This is a genomic window from Afipia felis ATCC 53690, assembly GCF_000314735.2.
GTDB lineage: Bacteria > Pseudomonadota > Alphaproteobacteria > Rhizobiales > Xanthobacteraceae > Afipia > Afipia felis.
The window spans coordinates 3,580,099-3,595,693 of record NZ_KB375270.1; the positions used below are offsets into that span (position 1 = coordinate 3,580,099).

Here is a 15,595-nt window from a genome sequence, read left to right on the forward strand (position 1 = left end):
CAATTTGATTGAGGGAGACAGATCATGAAGATGAAGACAGCGGTTGCAGTTGCGGCTCTTGTGTTGGCGCCTGCTGTGGCCTCCGCGCAGAACGTGGTTCGCGACAGCGCGCGCGGTGGCGCGGAAGCGGGTGGCGCGGTTCTCGGCGCGCCGGGTGCCATCGTTGGCGGCACGGTGGGTGCTGCGGTCGGTACTGCCGCCGCGATTCCTGATGCCGTGATCACCTCGGTGCGCGGCGAACGCGTGCCATCGGTCGTGGTGCATGAGCGGATTGCCGTGGGCGAGCCTCTGCCGGAGACGGTGGTTCTGCACGAGGTGCCGCGTTATCACACCTATCGCTATGCGGTGGTCAACGACCAGCGTGTGATCGTCGATCCGCGCACGCGCCGGATCATTCGCGTCGTGGAGTAATCAGGACACAAGCGAAGCCCCGCCGTGAGAACACGGCGGGGCTTTCTTGTATCCTTATCCAATCGTTGCCTTGTCGGTCAGGCAATCCGCACTAACGTGACCGCAACAGGGTTCAGGAGATTCGCCGGACCGGCGCCGACCGCAATGCTCACATTTTCGACCGACCATTTGCGGCCGCAGGATCGCTTTCAGCATTGGTGTGAGGTGCGCGGCAAGAGTCTGTTCGGCGTCACGCTTGAACTCGACCGCGAGCGTCGCCCGGACTTTCATGGACATTTTGTCGCCGCGCCGATGGGGCGGGCGACCCTGATCGAGATGCGCGCTTCGACTTATCGGATGGAACGCAAATCGTCAGACATTGCGCGGGTGCAGGGCGACAGCCTCTGCATCGGCTCGCAGGTGAGGGGCCCCGGCTGGACCCATATGTGCGGCGGCGAAGCGTATCGGATCAGCCCGGGCCTGGTGACACTCGGCCATTCGGATCAGCCCTTCGCATCCGTGCCGGACGCTCCCGGTGATTTCGTCTATCGCGTGCTCAAACTGCCATTGTCCGCCGGTGTCGATTTTGGCGCACCGGTGGACGATCTTGTCGCGACGCCGCTGCACGAAAATATGCGGCTGACGAGCCTCGTCGGCGTGATGTTCTCCGCGCTGACGTCGCAGCCGCCGGAGACGGCGGAGGCCAGCGTCACCGATCTCGAGCACATCTTTCGGCTTGCCCTGATCGCGCGCGGGCGCATCGGCCTCGGCGCACCCGGCAACCGCGCGGCGCTCCGGACCGGCTGTCTCTATGCCGCACGGTCGATCATCGATCGCGAATTCCATCGCCCGCAACTCGCACCTGTGATGGTTGCGACAATGCTGGGAATTTCAGTGCGTCAGCTTCATCTGGTGTTCGAGCCGACAGGCATGAGCTTCGCGCGAACATTGATGAGGCGGCGGCTTGAGGCGGCGCGCCGCATGCTGGTGAGCCAGCCGCATCGCCCGGTGCTGGATGTGGCGTTTTCCTGCGGCTTTGACGGCATGGCGACTTTCTACCGCGCATTTCGCGCTGCCTATGGCCTGACGCCGGGCGATGTGCGCCACGGCGTGGTGAGAAATTCTTGACCGCGGCAGCGCCTTTGCGCGCAGTGAGACGACGGTGAGCCAATCTTCTGCAAAAGTGCCCCGGCTTGATGCCACCCATAAAAAAAGCCCCGCAAGACGCGGGGCTTTTTCGGGTTTCATGACCTGGCAATCAGTTTAGTGATGCTGCCAGAATTTCATCACGTAACAATTTTCAGTTGCCCTTAGCGCGGCAGGGTCGTGGCGCCCATCAGGAACTGGTCGATCGAGGCGGCGCACTGGCGGCCTTCGCGGATCGCCCAGACAACGAGCGACTGTCCGCGGCGCATGTCTCCGGAAGTGAACACCTTCGCGACCGAGGTCTTGTAGTCGTTGGTTGAGGCGCGGACATTGCCGCGCGGGTCGAGATCGACGCCGAGTGACTTCAGCAGCCCCTCGTGCACCGGATGCACGAAGCCCATCGCCAGCAGCACGAGCTCGGCGGGCAGTTCGAATTCGGTGCCGGGTACCGGCTGGAACTTGGCGTCGACATGCACGCAGTGCAGCTTCGTCACCTTACCGTTCTCGCCGGAGAACTTCTGCGACATCACCGCGTATTCGCGCTGCGCGCCTTCGGCCTGGCTCGACGAGATGCGCAGCTTCAGCGGCCAGTACGGCCAGGTCAGCGGCTTGTTCTCGTGCACCGGCGGCTCGGGCAGGATTTCGAGTTGCGTCACCGACTTCGCGCCCTGACGCACAGAGGTGCCGATGCAGTCCGATCCGGTGTCGCCGCCGCCAATGACGATGACATGCTTGCCGGTGGCCAGAATCTCGTTCACGCCGTCGAGCGACTCCTTGCCGACGCGGCGGTTCTGCTGCGGCAGGAAGTCCATCGCATAATGGATGCCGGACAGGTCGCGGCCAGGCACCAGCAGATCGCGCGGCGCCTCGGCGCCGCCGGTCAACGCGACGGCGTCATAGCTCTTGAGCAATTCCTTCGGATCGATCGCGCCGGGCGAGGTCCCGCCGACCGCCTTGCCGTAGTGAAACACCACGCCTTCGCCTTCCATCTGCTTGATGCGGCGGTCGATGGTGTGCTTCTCCATCTTGAAGTCGGGAATGCCGTAGCGCAGGAGGCCGCCGGCCTTGGCGTGCTTCTCGTAGACATGAACCTCATGGCCGACGCGCGCGAGCTGCTGCGCACAGGCGAGGCCTGCCGGGCCGGAGCCGATCACGGCGATTTTCTTGCCGGTCTTCTCAGAGGCGACTTCCGGCGGCAGCCAGCCGTTTTCCCACGCGCGGTCGACGATCGCGCATTCGATGCTCTTGATGGTGACCGGGCTGTCGATGAGGTTCAGCGTGCAGGACGCCTCGCACGGCGCGGGGCAGATACGGCCGGTGAATTCGGGGAAGTTGTTGGTCGAGTGCAGGTTGCGCGAAGCTTCCTGCCAGTCGCCCCTGTAGACGAGGTCGTTCCAGTCCGGGATCTGGTTGTTGACCGGACAGCCGGGCGTGCCGGGCGCGACCGAGCCGGTGCCGTGGCAATAAGGCACGCCGCAGCTCATGCAGCGCGCGGCCTGATCGCGAAGTTCTTTCTCCGACAGCGGAATGACGAAGTCGTTGAAGTTCTTCACGCGCTCAGCGACAGGCGTGTAGCTGCGGTCGTGACGTTCGAATTCAAGAAATCCCGTAATCTTACCCATGGTAACCTAACGCCCCAAACGTGTGTCCAATGTTGCTTATGCACCGATCGCGATGGGGCGCTCGGCTTCCTTCTTCGCCTTCATCTCGCGCAGAGCGCGGCGGTACTCGACCGGCATCACCTTGCGGAACATCGGCAGGTACTTCTTCCAGTTCGCCAGAATCTCGGCGGCGCGCTTCGATCCGGCGTATTTGGCGTGGCGCTCGATCAGCACGCGCAGCCGCTTGATGTCGGCGTCGAGCAGGTCCTCGAACACATCGACGCGGCCATGCGCCTCGAGATCCTCGTGCATGTGGTACTCGTCCTCGGCAATCATTTCCTCGGAGAGCACCGGCTCGAGCTCGACCATCGCCATGTTGCAGCGCTTGGCGAAGGTGTTGTCCTCGTCGAGCACATAGGCGATGCCGCCGGACATGCCGGCTGCGAAGTTGCGGCCGGTCTTGCCCAGCACGATGACGATGCCGCCGGTCATGTATTCGCAGCCGTGGTCGCCCACGCCTTCGATCACCGCGACGGCGCCGGAGTTGCGCACCGCGAAGCGTTCGCCCGCGATGCCGCGCATGTAGGCTTCGCCCTGGATCGCGCCGTACAGCACCGTGTTGCCGACGATGATCGACTCTTCCGGTACGATGGCGGAGTTCTGCGGCGGGCGCACGATGATGCGGCCACCCGACAGGCCCTTGCCGACATAGTCGTTGCCTTCGCCTTCGAGATCGAAGGTGATGCCGTGGGACAACCACGCGCCGAATGCCTGACCCGCGGTACCCTTGAGGCGGACATTGATCGTGTCATGCGGCAGGCCGGCATGGCCGTAACGCTTGGCGAGCGCACCCGCGAGCATCGCGCCCGCGCTGCGGTCGGTGTTGTGGATCTCGGCTTCGATCTTCACCGGCGCGCCGCGGTCGAGTGCCGCCTGCGCTTCCTTGATGAGCTTGCGGTCCAGCACGTTCTCGAGGTGATGGTCCTGCGGCTCGTTGTGATAGATCACCTGACCCTTTTCTTCCTTCTGCTTGAAGAACAGCTTGGAGAAGTCGAGGCCCTTCGCCTTCCAGTGCGCGACGAGACGGGTCTGGTCGAGCATCTGGCTCTGGCCGACCATCTCGTTGAAGGTGCGGTAGCCGAGGCTCGCCATGATCTCGCGGACTTCCGCGGCGACGAAGAAGAAGTAGTTGATGACGTGCTCGGGCTGGCCGGTGAAGCGCTTGCGCAGCACCGGGTCCTGCGTCGCGACACCGACCGGGCAGGTGTTGAGGTGACACTTGCGCATCATGATGCAGCCGGCTGCAATCAACGGTGCGGTGGCGAAGCCGAACTCGTCGGCGCCGAGCAGTGCGCCGATCACGACGTCGCGGCCGGTGCGGAAGCCGCCGTCGACCTGCACGGCGATGCGCGAACGCAGCCGTTCGCGCACCAGCGTCTGGTGGGTTTCGGCGATGCCGACTTCCCACGGCGAGCCTGCGTGCTTGATCGAGGTCAGCGGGGAAGCGCCGGTGCCGCCCTCGAATCCCGAAATGGTGACGTGGTCGGCGCGCGCCTTGGCGACGCCCGCGGCAACCGTGCCGACGCCGATCTCGGAGACGAGCTTCACCGAGACCTGACCGTCGGGATTGACGTTCTTCAGGTCGTAGATGAGCTGCGCGAGGTCTTCGATCGAATAGATGTCGTGATGCGGCGGCGGCGAGATCAGGCCGACGCCCGGTGTCGAGTGGCGCACCTTGGCGATGGTGGCGTCGACCTTGTGGCCGGGCAACTGACCGCCTTCGCCGGGCTTCGCACCCTGCGCCATCTTGATCTGCATCATGTCGGAGTTGACGAGATACTCCGTCGTCACGCCGAAGCGGCCGGACGCGACCTGCTTGATCGCCGAGCGCATCGAATCGCCGTTCGGCATCGGCTTGAAGCGGTCGGATTCCTCGCCGCCTTCGCCGGTGTTCGACTTGCCGCCGATCCGGTTCATCGCGATCGCGAGCGTGGTGTGCGCCTCGCGCGAAATCGAGCCGTACGACATCGCGCCGGTGGCGAAACGCTTGACGATCTCCGCGGCCGGTTCGACCTCGTCGAGCGGGACAGGCTTGCGCTTGTCGTCCTCGGCCGACTTGATGCGGAACAGGCCACGCAGCGTGAGCAGCTTCTCGGCCTGCTCGTTGATCTGCTTGGCGAAGGCCCGGTAGCGGTCCTCCGAATTGCCGCGGACGGCGTGCTGCAGCGTCGCGACCGTGTCGGCGGTCCAGGCATGGTCCTCGCCGCGGGTGCGGAGCGCGTATTCGCCGCCGAAATCGAGCGAGTTCTGGTAGATCTGCTCGTCGCCGAACGCCATGGTGTGGCGGCGCACGGTTTCCTCGGCGATCTCGGCGAGGCCCACGCCCTCGATGCGGGTGTGGGTGCCGGTGAAATACTTGGCGATGAAATCGGTCTTCAGTCCGATGGCGTCAAAGATCTGCGCGCCGCAATAGGACTGATAGGTCGAGATGCCCATCTTCGACATGACCTTCAGCAGGCCCTTGCCGATCGCCTTGATGTAGCGCTTGACCGCTTCCTTGCCGTCCGGCGTGCCGGGCAGTTGATCCTTCATCGCGACGATGCTCTCGAACGCGAGATAGGGGTTGATCGCTTCGGCGCCGTAGCCCGCGAGGCAGGCGAAGTGATGCACTTCGCGCGGTTCGCCGGATTGCACGACGAGGCCGACCGAGGTGCGCAGACCGGTGCGGATCAGATGATGATGCACGGCGGCGCAGGCGAGCAGCGACGGAATCGGAATCCGGTCCGTGCCGGCGGCGCGGTCGGACAGGATGATGATGTTATGGCCTTCGCGCACGGCTGCTTCAGCGCGCGCGCACAATTCGTCGAGCACCTGCTCCATTCCGGCGGCGCCGAGGCCCGCGTGGAAGGTGGTGTCCAGCGTGCGCGACTTGAACTGTGATTCCGCGATCTCCGAGATCGAGCAGATCTTCTCGAGATCATCGTCGGTCAGGATAGGCTGGCGCACTTCGAGGCGCTTGTTGCGCGACAGGCCTTCGAGATCGAACAGGTTCGGGCGCGGGCCGATGATGGAGACGAGGCTCATCACCGCTTCCTCGCGGATCGGATCGATCGGCGGGTTCGTCACCTGCGCGAAGTTCTGCTTGAAGTAGGTGAACAGCGGCTTCGGCCTGTCGGACAGCGCCGACAGCGGCGTGTCGGTGCCCATCGAACCGACGGCTTCCTCGCCCATCGCCGCCATCGGCGACATCAGCACGGCAAGGTCTTCCTGCGTGTAGCCGAAGGCCTGCTGGCGATCGAGCAGCGACAGGTTCGACTTCTGCGGGTTCTTGGCGGCGGGCGCCTGCAGTTCTTCGAGCACGATCTGGGTGTTGTCGAGCCAGGCGCGATAGGGATGGCTCGCGGCAAGCTCCGCCTTGATCTCGTCGTCGGGAATCAGGCGGCCCTGTTCGAGGTCGACCAGCAGCATCTTGCCCGGTTGCAGCCGCCACTTGGTGACGATCTGGTCTTCCGGAATCGGCAGCACGCCCATTTCGGACGCCATCAGGATGCGATCATCCTTGGTGACGAGATAGCGCGCGGGACGAAGTCCGTTGCGATCCAGTGTCGCGCCGATCTGGCGGCCGTCGGTGAAGGCGAGCGCGGCGGGTCCGTCCCACGGCTCCATCATCGCGGCGTGATATTCGTAGAACGCGCGGCGTTCCTCATCCATCAGCGGATTGCCGGCCCAGGCTTCGGGCACCAGCATCATCATGGCGTGGGCCATCGAGTAGCCGCCCTGCACCAGGAATTCGAGCGCGTTGTCAAAGCAGGCGGTGTCGGACTGGCCCTCATAGGAGATCGGCCACAGCCGGTCGATGTCCTTGCCGAACAGGTCGGACTTCACCGAAGCTTGACGTGCGGCCATCCAGTTGACGTTGCCGCGCAGCGTGTTGATTTCGCCGTTGTGGGCGATCATGCGGTAGGGGTGCGCGAGCGACCATGCCGGGAAGGTGTTGGTCGAGAAGCGCTGATGCACCAGCGCGAGCGCGCTGACGAAATCGTCCTCGTGCAGGTCGGGATAGTACTTGCCGAGCTGGTCGGCGAGGAACATGCCCTTGTAGACGATGGTGCGCGTCGAGATCGACACCGGATAATAGCCGGAGAGGCCCCGTTCGCGGCGTTGATAGATCGCGTTCGAGATCGACTTGCGCAGGATGTAGAGCTTGCGCTCGAACTCTTCCTCGGTGCCGGCGACGCTGCCGCGGCCGATGAACACCTGCATGTTCGCGGGTTCGGTCGGCTTCACGGTGACGCCGAGCGAGGAATTGTCGGTCGGCACGTTGCGCCAGCCGAGCAGCTTCATGCCCTCGGCGGCAACCTGATCGGCGATGATGCTTTGAATGACGGTGCGCCAGGAATCGTCGCGCGGCATGAACAGCGCGCCAACGGCGTAGTCGCCGGGCTTCGGCAGGGCGAAGCCGAGTTCCTTGGTTTTACGAACGAAGAAATCGTGCGGGATCTGAACCAGGATGCCCGCGCCGTCGCCGGCGCGCGGGTCGGCGCCAACGGCGCCACGGTGTTCGAGATTGCACAGAATGTTGATCGCGTCGGTGACGATCTGGTGGGACTTCTTGCCCTTGATATTGGCGATGAAGCCGACGCCGCAGGAATCTTTTTCAAGAGAGGGGTCGTAGAGGCCCTCGGCCGGCGGACGCCACGTGTGTTCGACGGCGTGAGCGCTGGCGTCATGTTGTGTTCGTTCAGGCCGGTCATCACCCACCTGAACCATCCCTGGTGCTTGGGCACCGCCTGTGTATCTCACGAACTTGCTCATCTTGTGCCTCAAACCCGCTCAGGGGCCTCTTTACTGATCGTCCAGCCGCACCCACGGCGTTTGCGGTTTGCTCGGGCCACCATGAGCCGAAGCCCTGAGCCAAAGCCCCGAGCCGAGAACCGCCCGCCGATAGACGAGCTCGTGTCGAAAATGCAGGCTCGCTGGCGCTTATCCGGCGCGAACGAGCGGTATTTCCTGGCGCGGCGCTGGATTTGGACCCGCCATCCCCGCCTGAAATCCCGGCAAAATATGGGACAGTATTGCTGTCCTACCCGCGAGATTGCCAAACTTTTTTCTATCACACAAGCACATTGGAGTCCCCGGTGGATGCATGGCCGCCAACGGGAATTGCCGCCTCGTTTTTCTGAGGCTGTTGGCCGCAAAGAATCTCGTTCCGGCCCAAGCCCGGCCCATTCCTTGCCGAAATCCACAGCAAAATAACGTCTGAAACTCTCGAAGTTCAGGGCTGTGGATGACAGGGAGACGATCGATGAAGCTGTTCGCTTCGGTTTGCGCAGGGACGGTCATGGCGGCGGGCATCGCCTCGCTGCCTGCGCGCGCTCAGGTCATTCAGGCTCAGATCATTCAGGTCGCCGACGTTCTCAGAAGCGACGACGGGCCCTATCGCGGCGCATATGTCGGCCCGCCCGAGCCGGTGCCGATGGAAGATGGCGACGGCGTCGTGCTCGCCCCGGAGGAAATTCCGAGAATCCTGCGCCAGCAAGGCTTTTCACAGCTCGGCCCGGTGTTCCGGCGTGGCTGGGTCTACACCGTCGCGGTGTTGAATGAGGACGGTGATGACGGCCGCCTGATCGTCGATGCGCGTAGCGGTGAGCCGATCCGCTTCATTCCGGCGATGCGCATGGATACGCGCCTGCGCGACGAACTCGACCGCATGTACGGGTCACCCGGCCCGCCGCCCGCACGGTTCGCGCGCGATCCTCGCGATTCTTATGGCGCCGCGCCGCCGCGTCGGGATTATCCGCCACGCATGGCGGATCACGACGCACCGCCGCCTGCGCCTCATCATGCGGCACCGCTCAAGCGCGCGGCAAAGGCGCTGGCAAAGACGGCTCCGAAATCCAATCCGGCCACCGTCGCAACCGCACCGGCCAAACCGCAGACGGCACCATCCACAGCGCATACGGCTCAATTGTCGGGCGCCTCATCCGCCGCGAAGGAGCCCGCCAAGGTCGAGGCAAAGCCTGAAGCGAGTCCTGCGACGGATGCGTCGAGCGTCGAACTGAAGCCGACCGGGCCGATGCCGCCGGTCCAGCCGATGGATTGAGAAAATAAAAAGGGCGACCGATGAACCGGACGCCCTTTTTAATTCAGGGCTTCCAGAAGCCCGCCTGTTGTTTCGTCGCGATGTTGAGACGATTCCAGACGTTGATGGTGGCGATCGTCAGAAGCAGAGAGACGATATCGGTCTCGTTGTAATGGCGGATCAGTTCGTCCCAGATTTTGTCGGGGACGGGATCATCCCTGTCGCTCAGCTGCGTCATGGCTTCGGTGAGCGCGAGCGCCGCGCGTTCGGCGGCCGTGAAGTAGGGCGTGTCACGCCATGCCGCGACGGCGAAGAGCCGCTCATCGGTTTCGCCAGCCTTCCTCGCGATCCGCCAGTGGCCGTCGATACAGACGCTGCATCCATTGATCTGGCTGGCGCGCAGGCACAGCAGTTCGTGGAATGTCGTGGGAATATTGCCTTTCTTCGCGGCTTCATTCAGCGCGCCGAGCGCCTTCATGGCGTCGGAATTAAGCAAAGCAGGATTGTTCATACGGGGTTGCATCGGAAACCTCCTTCTTGGATTTTTGATCGCCCGGTTCCGGCCACTGTCACATTCGGCCGGAGCGGTTCGTCAGAGGGGTGACGGAGCAGGCTGCGGAGATGTGACCGATGAGCGAAAATAATTTTCTGGCGGAGAGGTTCGAGGCCAACCGGGCGCATCTGCGTGCCGTTGCCTACCGGATGCTCGGTTCGCGCAGCGAGGCGGAGGATGCGGTGCAGGAAGCCTGGCTGCGGCTCGGCCGTACCGATGGCGGCGGCATCGACAATCTCGGCGGCTGGCTCACGACCGTGGTCGCGCGAATCTGTCTCGACATGCTGCGCACGCGCAAGTCGCGACGGGAGGAACAACTCGGCCCGCATGTGCCAGAGCCTGCCGCCGACAACGAAAACGGCGAAGAGGAAGTTGCCGATTCCGTCGGCGCGGCGCTGTTGATCGTGCTTGATACGCTGACGCCCGCCGAGCGGCTGGCCTTCGTGCTGCATGACATGTTCGCAGTGCCGTTCGAGGACATCGCTCCGATTGTCGGGCGTCAGCCTGCCGCCGCAAGACAATTGGCGAGTCGCGCCCGCCGCCGCGTGCAGGGTGCCTCCGCGAAATCCGATGGTGAAATGCCTGAGGCCGATCTCAGCCGCCAGCGCGTGATTGTCGATGCGTTTCTCGCGGCGTCCAAGAATGGCGACTTCGAAGCGCTGTTGTCCGTGCTCGATCCGGAGGTCGTGTTCAGGTCGGATGCGGTGGCGGTGAAAATGGGCGGCGCGGCCGAGCTGCGTGGCGCGGAGGCGGTGGCCAACACCTTCAAGGGACGCGCGCAGGCGGCGCAGCCCGCGGTGGTCGATGGCGCGATGGCGATTGCCGTGGTGTTCGGTGGACGGCTTCGGCTCATACTGGAGCTTCAGATCGTGGGCGATCGTATCGCAGCCATTCAGGCCGTTGCCGATCCAGACCGGCTGCAGGGTTTCGACGTGGCGATGCTCAACACATAAAAAACGCCCCGGCAAATGCCGGGGCGAAGTCTTGGGAGAAGTGGTTCGTCGTGATCAGGCGGCCTGTTTGCCGCCGGTCTCGACGGGTTTCGCCTCGACCGGTTTCGGCGCGGCGTTGACGGTCGTGATCGGAATCTGGCGCGGTTTGGCGGCTTCCGGGATCTCGCGAACGAGATCGACATGGAGCAGGCCGTTCTCGAGCGAAGCGTTCTTCACCTGCACGAAATCGGCAAGCTGGAAGGTGCGCTCGAAGGCGCGCGAGGCGATGCCGCGATAGAGCAGTTCGTTCTTGCTGTTCTCGTTCGCGACCTTCTCGCCCTTGATCGTCAGCGTGTTTTCCTTCGCGACGATGGAGATGTCATTCTGCGAGAAGCCGGAGACGGCGACCGTAATTCGGAAGTCGTTCTCGCCAGTCCGCTCGATGTTGTAGGGCGGATAGCCTGACGCGCCGTCGCCCGACGCCTGGTCGAGCAGCGAGAAAAGGCGGTCGAAACCGACGGTGGAACGATAGAACGGGGTGAGATCAAAGGTACGCATGGTTCAGTCCTCCAGTGAGCGACCGACGCGTCTGTCAGCAATGCATCTCATGCCGCGAGCAGCACGATGTCTTGCGGGCAAAACGCGCGGCTCTTTTTCCAAAGAGCAGACAACCCGCCGATCTGGCCGGGTTTTCGTTCTGCGTGCAGCCTTAACTGGCCTGCACGAAACTGATATGGAGATGCTCCCGGGACGTTCAAGAGGAGACGGTACCTTGCGAATGTCCATATTTTCCCGCCATTGCCTGTCTTCGGCCCCCTCATGACGCTGGTTTCGATTCCCGCCAATCCGGTTCCGGAAGACGTCGTGTCCGGCACGATCAAGGCCCGCGACGGCGTGGAGTTGCGCTTCGCGCGATGGGCGCCGCCCGCCGGGCGCAAGGGCACCGTCTGCGTGTTCACCGGGCGCGGCGAATGCATCGAGAAATATTTCGAGACGGTGCGAGATTTGCGCGCGCGCGGGTTTGCGGTCGCGATGATCGACTGGCGCGGGCAGGGCCATTCGGCGCGGCAGTTGAGCGATCCGCGCAAAGGCTATGTCCGCAACTTCAGGGATTACGAGGCGGATGTTGCAGCCTTCGTGCAGCAGGTGGTGATGCCGGATTGCCCGCCGCCTTACTTCGCGCTGGCGCATTCGATGGGCGGCGCGGTGCTGCTGCGCGTGCTGCATGGCGGCTCGCGCTGGTTTGATCGCATCGTGATGACGGCGCCGATGATCGACCTGCCGGGCCGCACGACCGGCTGGCCGATCCGCACGCTGATCCGCACCATGCGTTTCGCCGGCATGGGCGGAAACTACATTCCCGGCGGCAGCGACAAACTCGTCGGCACCGGGCCGTTCGCGGACAATCCGGTGACGAGCGACCCGGTGCGCTACGCGCGCAACGCCGGGATATTGGAAGAAGACCCGACGCTGGGCATCGCCGCGCCGACGGTCGGCTGGACCGATGCGGCGTTCCGCACCATCCTTGGTTTTCGCGCCACGACCTATCCCTCACGCATCCGCCAGCCGCTGCTGCTGCTTGCGGCGGGGCATGACACGGTGGTTTCGACGGCTGCGATCGAGGAGTTCGCCTATCATCTGCGGACGGGATCGCATCTCGTCATCGCAGGCTCGAGGCACGAAATCCTGCAGGAGCAGGACCGCTACCGCGCGCAGTTCTGGGCGGCGTTCGACGCTTTCGTTCCCGGCACGCCGCTGTTTTGACGCGCTGGCGTCTGCGCCTTCACAGCAGATGCAGCTTCATGATCTTGTCGACGGCGAGGTAGCCGCCCAACAGGATCATCGAAACCAGGAAGCAGCGCCGGAAGGTTTCGGCGGGCAGGCGCTGGCGCAGCAACTGGCCGAGATACATGCCGATCAGCGAGGTCACGAGGCCAAGCGTCGAGGGGATGGCCAGCTCCCATGTGAGAATGCCGCTATGCGTGAGATTGAACAGCATCGCCACGGTGGAGGTGGTGAAGAACACGCCGAGCGCCTGGATGAATTCGTCGCGCTCCATGCCAATGGCCTGGAGGTAGGGCATCGTCGGGATCGCCTGCATGCCGGTGGCGGCCGCGATCAGCCCTGACGTGTAGCCGCAAACGACTCCGATCCACGTCTCCTTTCCCTTCGGCAGATAGAATTGGGCGCGCATCAGCGCGATGATGGAATAGACCACGAGCAGGATGCCGAGCAGGATCGTGCCGTAAGGCGCATAGGGACCGGAGAGAAATCCCGTGCCCGACCAGACGCCGAGACAGGTGCATAGCAGCAGCGGCCATAGCCGCCTGAGAATGTCGGCCAGATAGGGCCCGTTGAAGGTCTGCCAGATGTTGGTGAGGATCGCCGGAACGATGACGAGGGCGATGGCGTGCGCGGTCGACATGCTGGTCGAGAGCAGGCCGATCACGATGGTCGGCAAAGCCATGCCGATCACGCCTTTGACGAATCCGGCAACCATGAAAACGAGAGCGATGGCGAAGAGAATCGGGTCGAACATGGCGCGCACATTGACCAAGTCGGCGCCCGTGCACAATGTGGAGGTTACGCAGAAAGCCTTCGGATTTTCCGAAGGCTGAGGAAAAGATGGGAGGTAACCCGTGCGGCCGTTCGATCTCGTCGACCTCAATTTGTTCGTCGCGGTGGCCGAGGCGGGCAACATCACCCGCGCCGCGAGCCGCGTGGGCCTCGCGCTTGCTTCCGCCAGCGCACGGATCAGGCATCTGGAGGAGGCGCTCGGCGTCGCGCTGCTGGAGCGGCAGCGGCTTGGCGTCAGGCTGACGCCGGCCGGCGAAAAGCTGCTCGATCATGCGCGGCTGGTGCTGCATCAGGTCGCCGAGATGCGCAGCGAAGCAGCCTCTTATACCGGCGGCGTGAAGGGGCACATCCACATCCTGTCCAACACGTCGGCGACCAGCGAACATCTGCCGTGTATGCTGGCGGCGTTTCTGGCCAAGCATCCCGCGATCAGCATCGATGTCGAGGAACGCAAGAGCCCGGACATCGCGCTCGCGCTGGTCTCGGGCGTCGGCGATATCGGCATCGCGGCCGAAAGCGTGATGGGCGAGGGGCTCGATCATTTCCGCTTCTGCGACGACCGGCTGGTGCTGATCTGCGCGCGCGCGGATGAACTGGCGCGACGACGACAAGTCGGCTTCTCCGAGATTGCGGATCGTCCCTTTGTCGGTCTCTCGGAAGTCTCGGCGTTGCAGGATCACCTTGCCGCTCATGCCGCGCGGCTCGGGCGCAGGCTCAATATGCGCGCGCGGATCAAAACATTTGATGCGGTCGGGCGGCTGGTGGAAGCGGGCGTCGGCGTTGCGGTCATTCCGGAGATCGCCGCGCGACGCTGCACCGAGAGGATGAAGCTCAAGGCGGTGCGGATCAGGGATCCGTGGGCCGAACGGCAATTGGCGGTCGCGACGCGGGCAGGGCACGCTCTGCCGAAGGCGGCGCGTCAGCTTGTCGATTATCTCAAGATGGTCGCGAAGGCGTAAAGGCTCACGCCTGCAGCATTTTCAGCACGCTATCGTGCAGTCGCTTGTCGCCGGAGGCGACGATGCGCCCGCCCTTCTCCGCGCTTTCGCCTTCCCATGTGGTCATGATGCCGCCCGCGCCATGCACGATCGGGATCAGCGCCGCGACGTCGTGCGGCTTCAGTTCGGTCTCGATGACGATGTCGAGATGGCCGGAGGCGAGCATGCAATAGGAGTAGCAATCGCCGCCGTAACGCGACAGTTGCACTTCCTGCTCAATCTTGCCGAACTGCGCGCGGTCGGCGTCGTTCATCAGGCGGGGGCTCGTGGTGAACAGCGTCGCTTCGGCGAGCGAAGCGCAGCGGCGGGTGGAAAGTCTGCGTTTTCCATTGCGGCCCTGATAGAGCGCCGCGCCGTTGTCGCCGGAAAATCGCTCGCCGATATAGGGCTGGTGCATCATGCCGTAGGCGGGCTGGCCGCGGTGGGTGAGCGCGATCAGCGTGCCCCAGATCGGCATGCCGGAAATGAACGATTTGGTGCCGTCGATCGGATCCAGCACCCAGACATATTCGGCATCAGGACGTTCGATCCCGAATTCCTCGCCGATGATGCCGTGCTGGGGAAAGCTGTCCTTGATCATCCGCCGCATCACCGCCTCGGCGCCGCGGTCGGCTTCGGTGACGGGATCGAGGTCGCGCCCGGTATTCTTATTGTCGATACCGAGCGAGGTGCGGAAGAACGGCAGGATGGTGTCGCCGGAGGCGGAAGCCAGACGTTCGATGAAGGCAGTGAAATCGATGACCGTCACGGAGAACCTTTTGTTGTTTGCTGCTGTGGGCCTGCGCGCCGCGTCGCTGCCTTGTGTTGCTGTCAACGTCTTGGAGTTCAACGCTCTAAAAAAGAGTGTAGCCCGGAGCCGATGCGGAGAAGCAAAAGAATCCGTGCCGTAGACAATTTCTGATCGAAGATTCTATTCAAGCACTGCAACATGAATGACTGTCATAAAACTGACTTTTAAATTCATAATTTGGTCTAAGGCTTAGCGGCCGGGCGGCGCGGTTAACATTATAACCGATTGAAATCACAGAGCCGTTATCTGGAACTCTCGTGCAGTTTTGCTGTTTTGATATGCGTATATCGCATGGCAAATAATGAAAATGGACTTGAATTCAGTTGCGTTGCAATGCATATTGATGCGGTGCAATAGCGCGATGCGCTGTTGCTGCCCTCCTTGGGCGTTTCCTCCCTAGACTTAGGCCACTCGCTTGCGGGTGGCCTTTTTTCTTGCCCGCATGTTTTCCGGCGATGTCCTTGGTGCCGGTCGCACCAATCCATGCGCCTCGCATAAGCGAGCCGGGAGAACGGGCCGAAAGGCC

General features: G+C 63.3%; 12 protein-coding genes. 6 read left to right on the forward strand and 6 right to left on the reverse strand.

Translation table 11 applies throughout. The annotated features are described in order from the left end of the window. The first annotated feature begins 24 nt into the window (after positions 1–24). Positions 25–411 (forward strand): DUF1236 domain-containing protein, encoded by a 387-nt coding sequence (locus tag HMPREF9697_RS17105; protein WP_002718499.1) that lies wholly within the window; start codon positions 25–27, stop codon positions 409–411. 144 nt (positions 412–555) lie between these two features. Further along, complete coding sequence (locus tag HMPREF9697_RS17110; protein ID WP_002718500.1) at positions 556–1,518, forward strand: AraC family transcriptional regulator; 963 nt, start codon at positions 556–558, stop codon at positions 1,516–1,518. A 182-nt stretch (positions 1,519–1,700) separates the two neighbouring features. Here HMPREF9697_RS17110 and HMPREF9697_RS17115 read toward each other — a convergent pair whose 3' ends face one another. Both HMPREF9697_RS17115 and gltB read right to left on the reverse strand, forming a co-directional pair. Next, positions 1,701–3,158 carry a glutamate synthase subunit beta gene (locus HMPREF9697_RS17115; protein WP_002718501.1) on the reverse strand — a complete coding sequence of 486 codons (1,458 nt, stop codon included), beginning with the start codon at positions 3,156–3,158 and terminating at the stop codon, positions 1,701–1,703. Between the two features lie 36 nt (positions 3,159–3,194). Then, positions 3,195–7,952: a glutamate synthase large subunit gene (gene gltB / locus HMPREF9697_RS17120; RefSeq protein WP_002718502.1), complete on the reverse strand. Its 4,758-nt coding sequence runs from the start codon at positions 7,950–7,952 to the stop codon at positions 3,195–3,197. Positions 7,953–8,442: 490 nt separating this feature from the next. On the opposite strand from gltB, the gene HMPREF9697_RS17125 reads away from it, so the two are divergent. Beyond that, positions 8,443–9,240 (forward strand): hypothetical protein, encoded by a 798-nt coding sequence (locus HMPREF9697_RS17125; RefSeq protein WP_002718503.1) that lies wholly within the window; start codon positions 8,443–8,445, stop codon positions 9,238–9,240. A 43-nt stretch (positions 9,241–9,283) separates the two neighbouring features. Here the strand turns inward: HMPREF9697_RS17125 and HMPREF9697_RS17130 are convergent, their stop codons facing one another. Continuing rightward, the gene (locus HMPREF9697_RS17130; RefSeq protein WP_002718504.1) at positions 9,284–9,742 is read right to left on the reverse strand and encodes a carboxymuconolactone decarboxylase family protein; all 459 of its coding nucleotides are present in this window, start codon (positions 9,740–9,742) and stop codon (positions 9,284–9,286) included. A gap of 107 nt (positions 9,743–9,849) precedes the next feature. Between HMPREF9697_RS17130 and HMPREF9697_RS17135 the strand changes: the two genes are divergently transcribed. Further along, a complete protein-coding gene (locus tag HMPREF9697_RS17135) occupies positions 9,850–10,725 on the forward strand; it encodes a sigma-70 family RNA polymerase sigma factor (RefSeq protein ID WP_002718505.1) in 876 nt (291 codons plus the stop codon). Positions 10,726–10,779: 54 nt separating this feature from the next. Here HMPREF9697_RS17135 and HMPREF9697_RS17140 read toward each other — a convergent pair whose 3' ends face one another. Beyond that, positions 10,780–11,262: an Hsp20 family protein gene (locus tag HMPREF9697_RS17140; RefSeq protein WP_002718506.1), complete on the reverse strand. Its 483-nt coding sequence runs from the start codon at positions 11,260–11,262 to the stop codon at positions 10,780–10,782. A 261-nt stretch (positions 11,263–11,523) separates the two neighbouring features. Between HMPREF9697_RS17140 and HMPREF9697_RS17145 the strand changes: the two genes are divergently transcribed. Next, positions 11,524–12,468, forward strand: a complete 945-nt coding sequence (locus tag HMPREF9697_RS17145) for an alpha/beta fold hydrolase (RefSeq protein WP_002718507.1) — start codon at positions 11,524–11,526, stop codon at positions 12,466–12,468. A 19-nt stretch (positions 12,469–12,487) separates the two neighbouring features. Here HMPREF9697_RS17145 and HMPREF9697_RS17150 read toward each other — a convergent pair whose 3' ends face one another. Next, positions 12,488–13,243 (reverse strand): sulfite exporter TauE/SafE family protein, encoded by a 756-nt coding sequence (locus HMPREF9697_RS17150; RefSeq protein WP_002718508.1) that lies wholly within the window; start codon positions 13,241–13,243, stop codon positions 12,488–12,490. A 100-nt stretch (positions 13,244–13,343) separates the two neighbouring features. On the opposite strand from HMPREF9697_RS17150, the gene HMPREF9697_RS17155 reads away from it, so the two are divergent. Next, positions 13,344–14,240, forward strand: a complete 897-nt coding sequence (locus tag HMPREF9697_RS17155; RefSeq protein ID WP_002718509.1) for a LysR family transcriptional regulator — start codon at positions 13,344–13,346, stop codon at positions 14,238–14,240. Between the two features lie 4 nt (positions 14,241–14,244). Here the strand turns inward: HMPREF9697_RS17155 and hisN are convergent, their stop codons facing one another. Next, a complete protein-coding gene (gene hisN / locus HMPREF9697_RS17160; protein WP_002718510.1) occupies positions 14,245–15,027 on the reverse strand; it encodes a histidinol-phosphatase in 783 nt (260 codons plus the stop codon). Between the last annotated feature and the right edge of the window lie 568 nt (positions 15,028–15,595).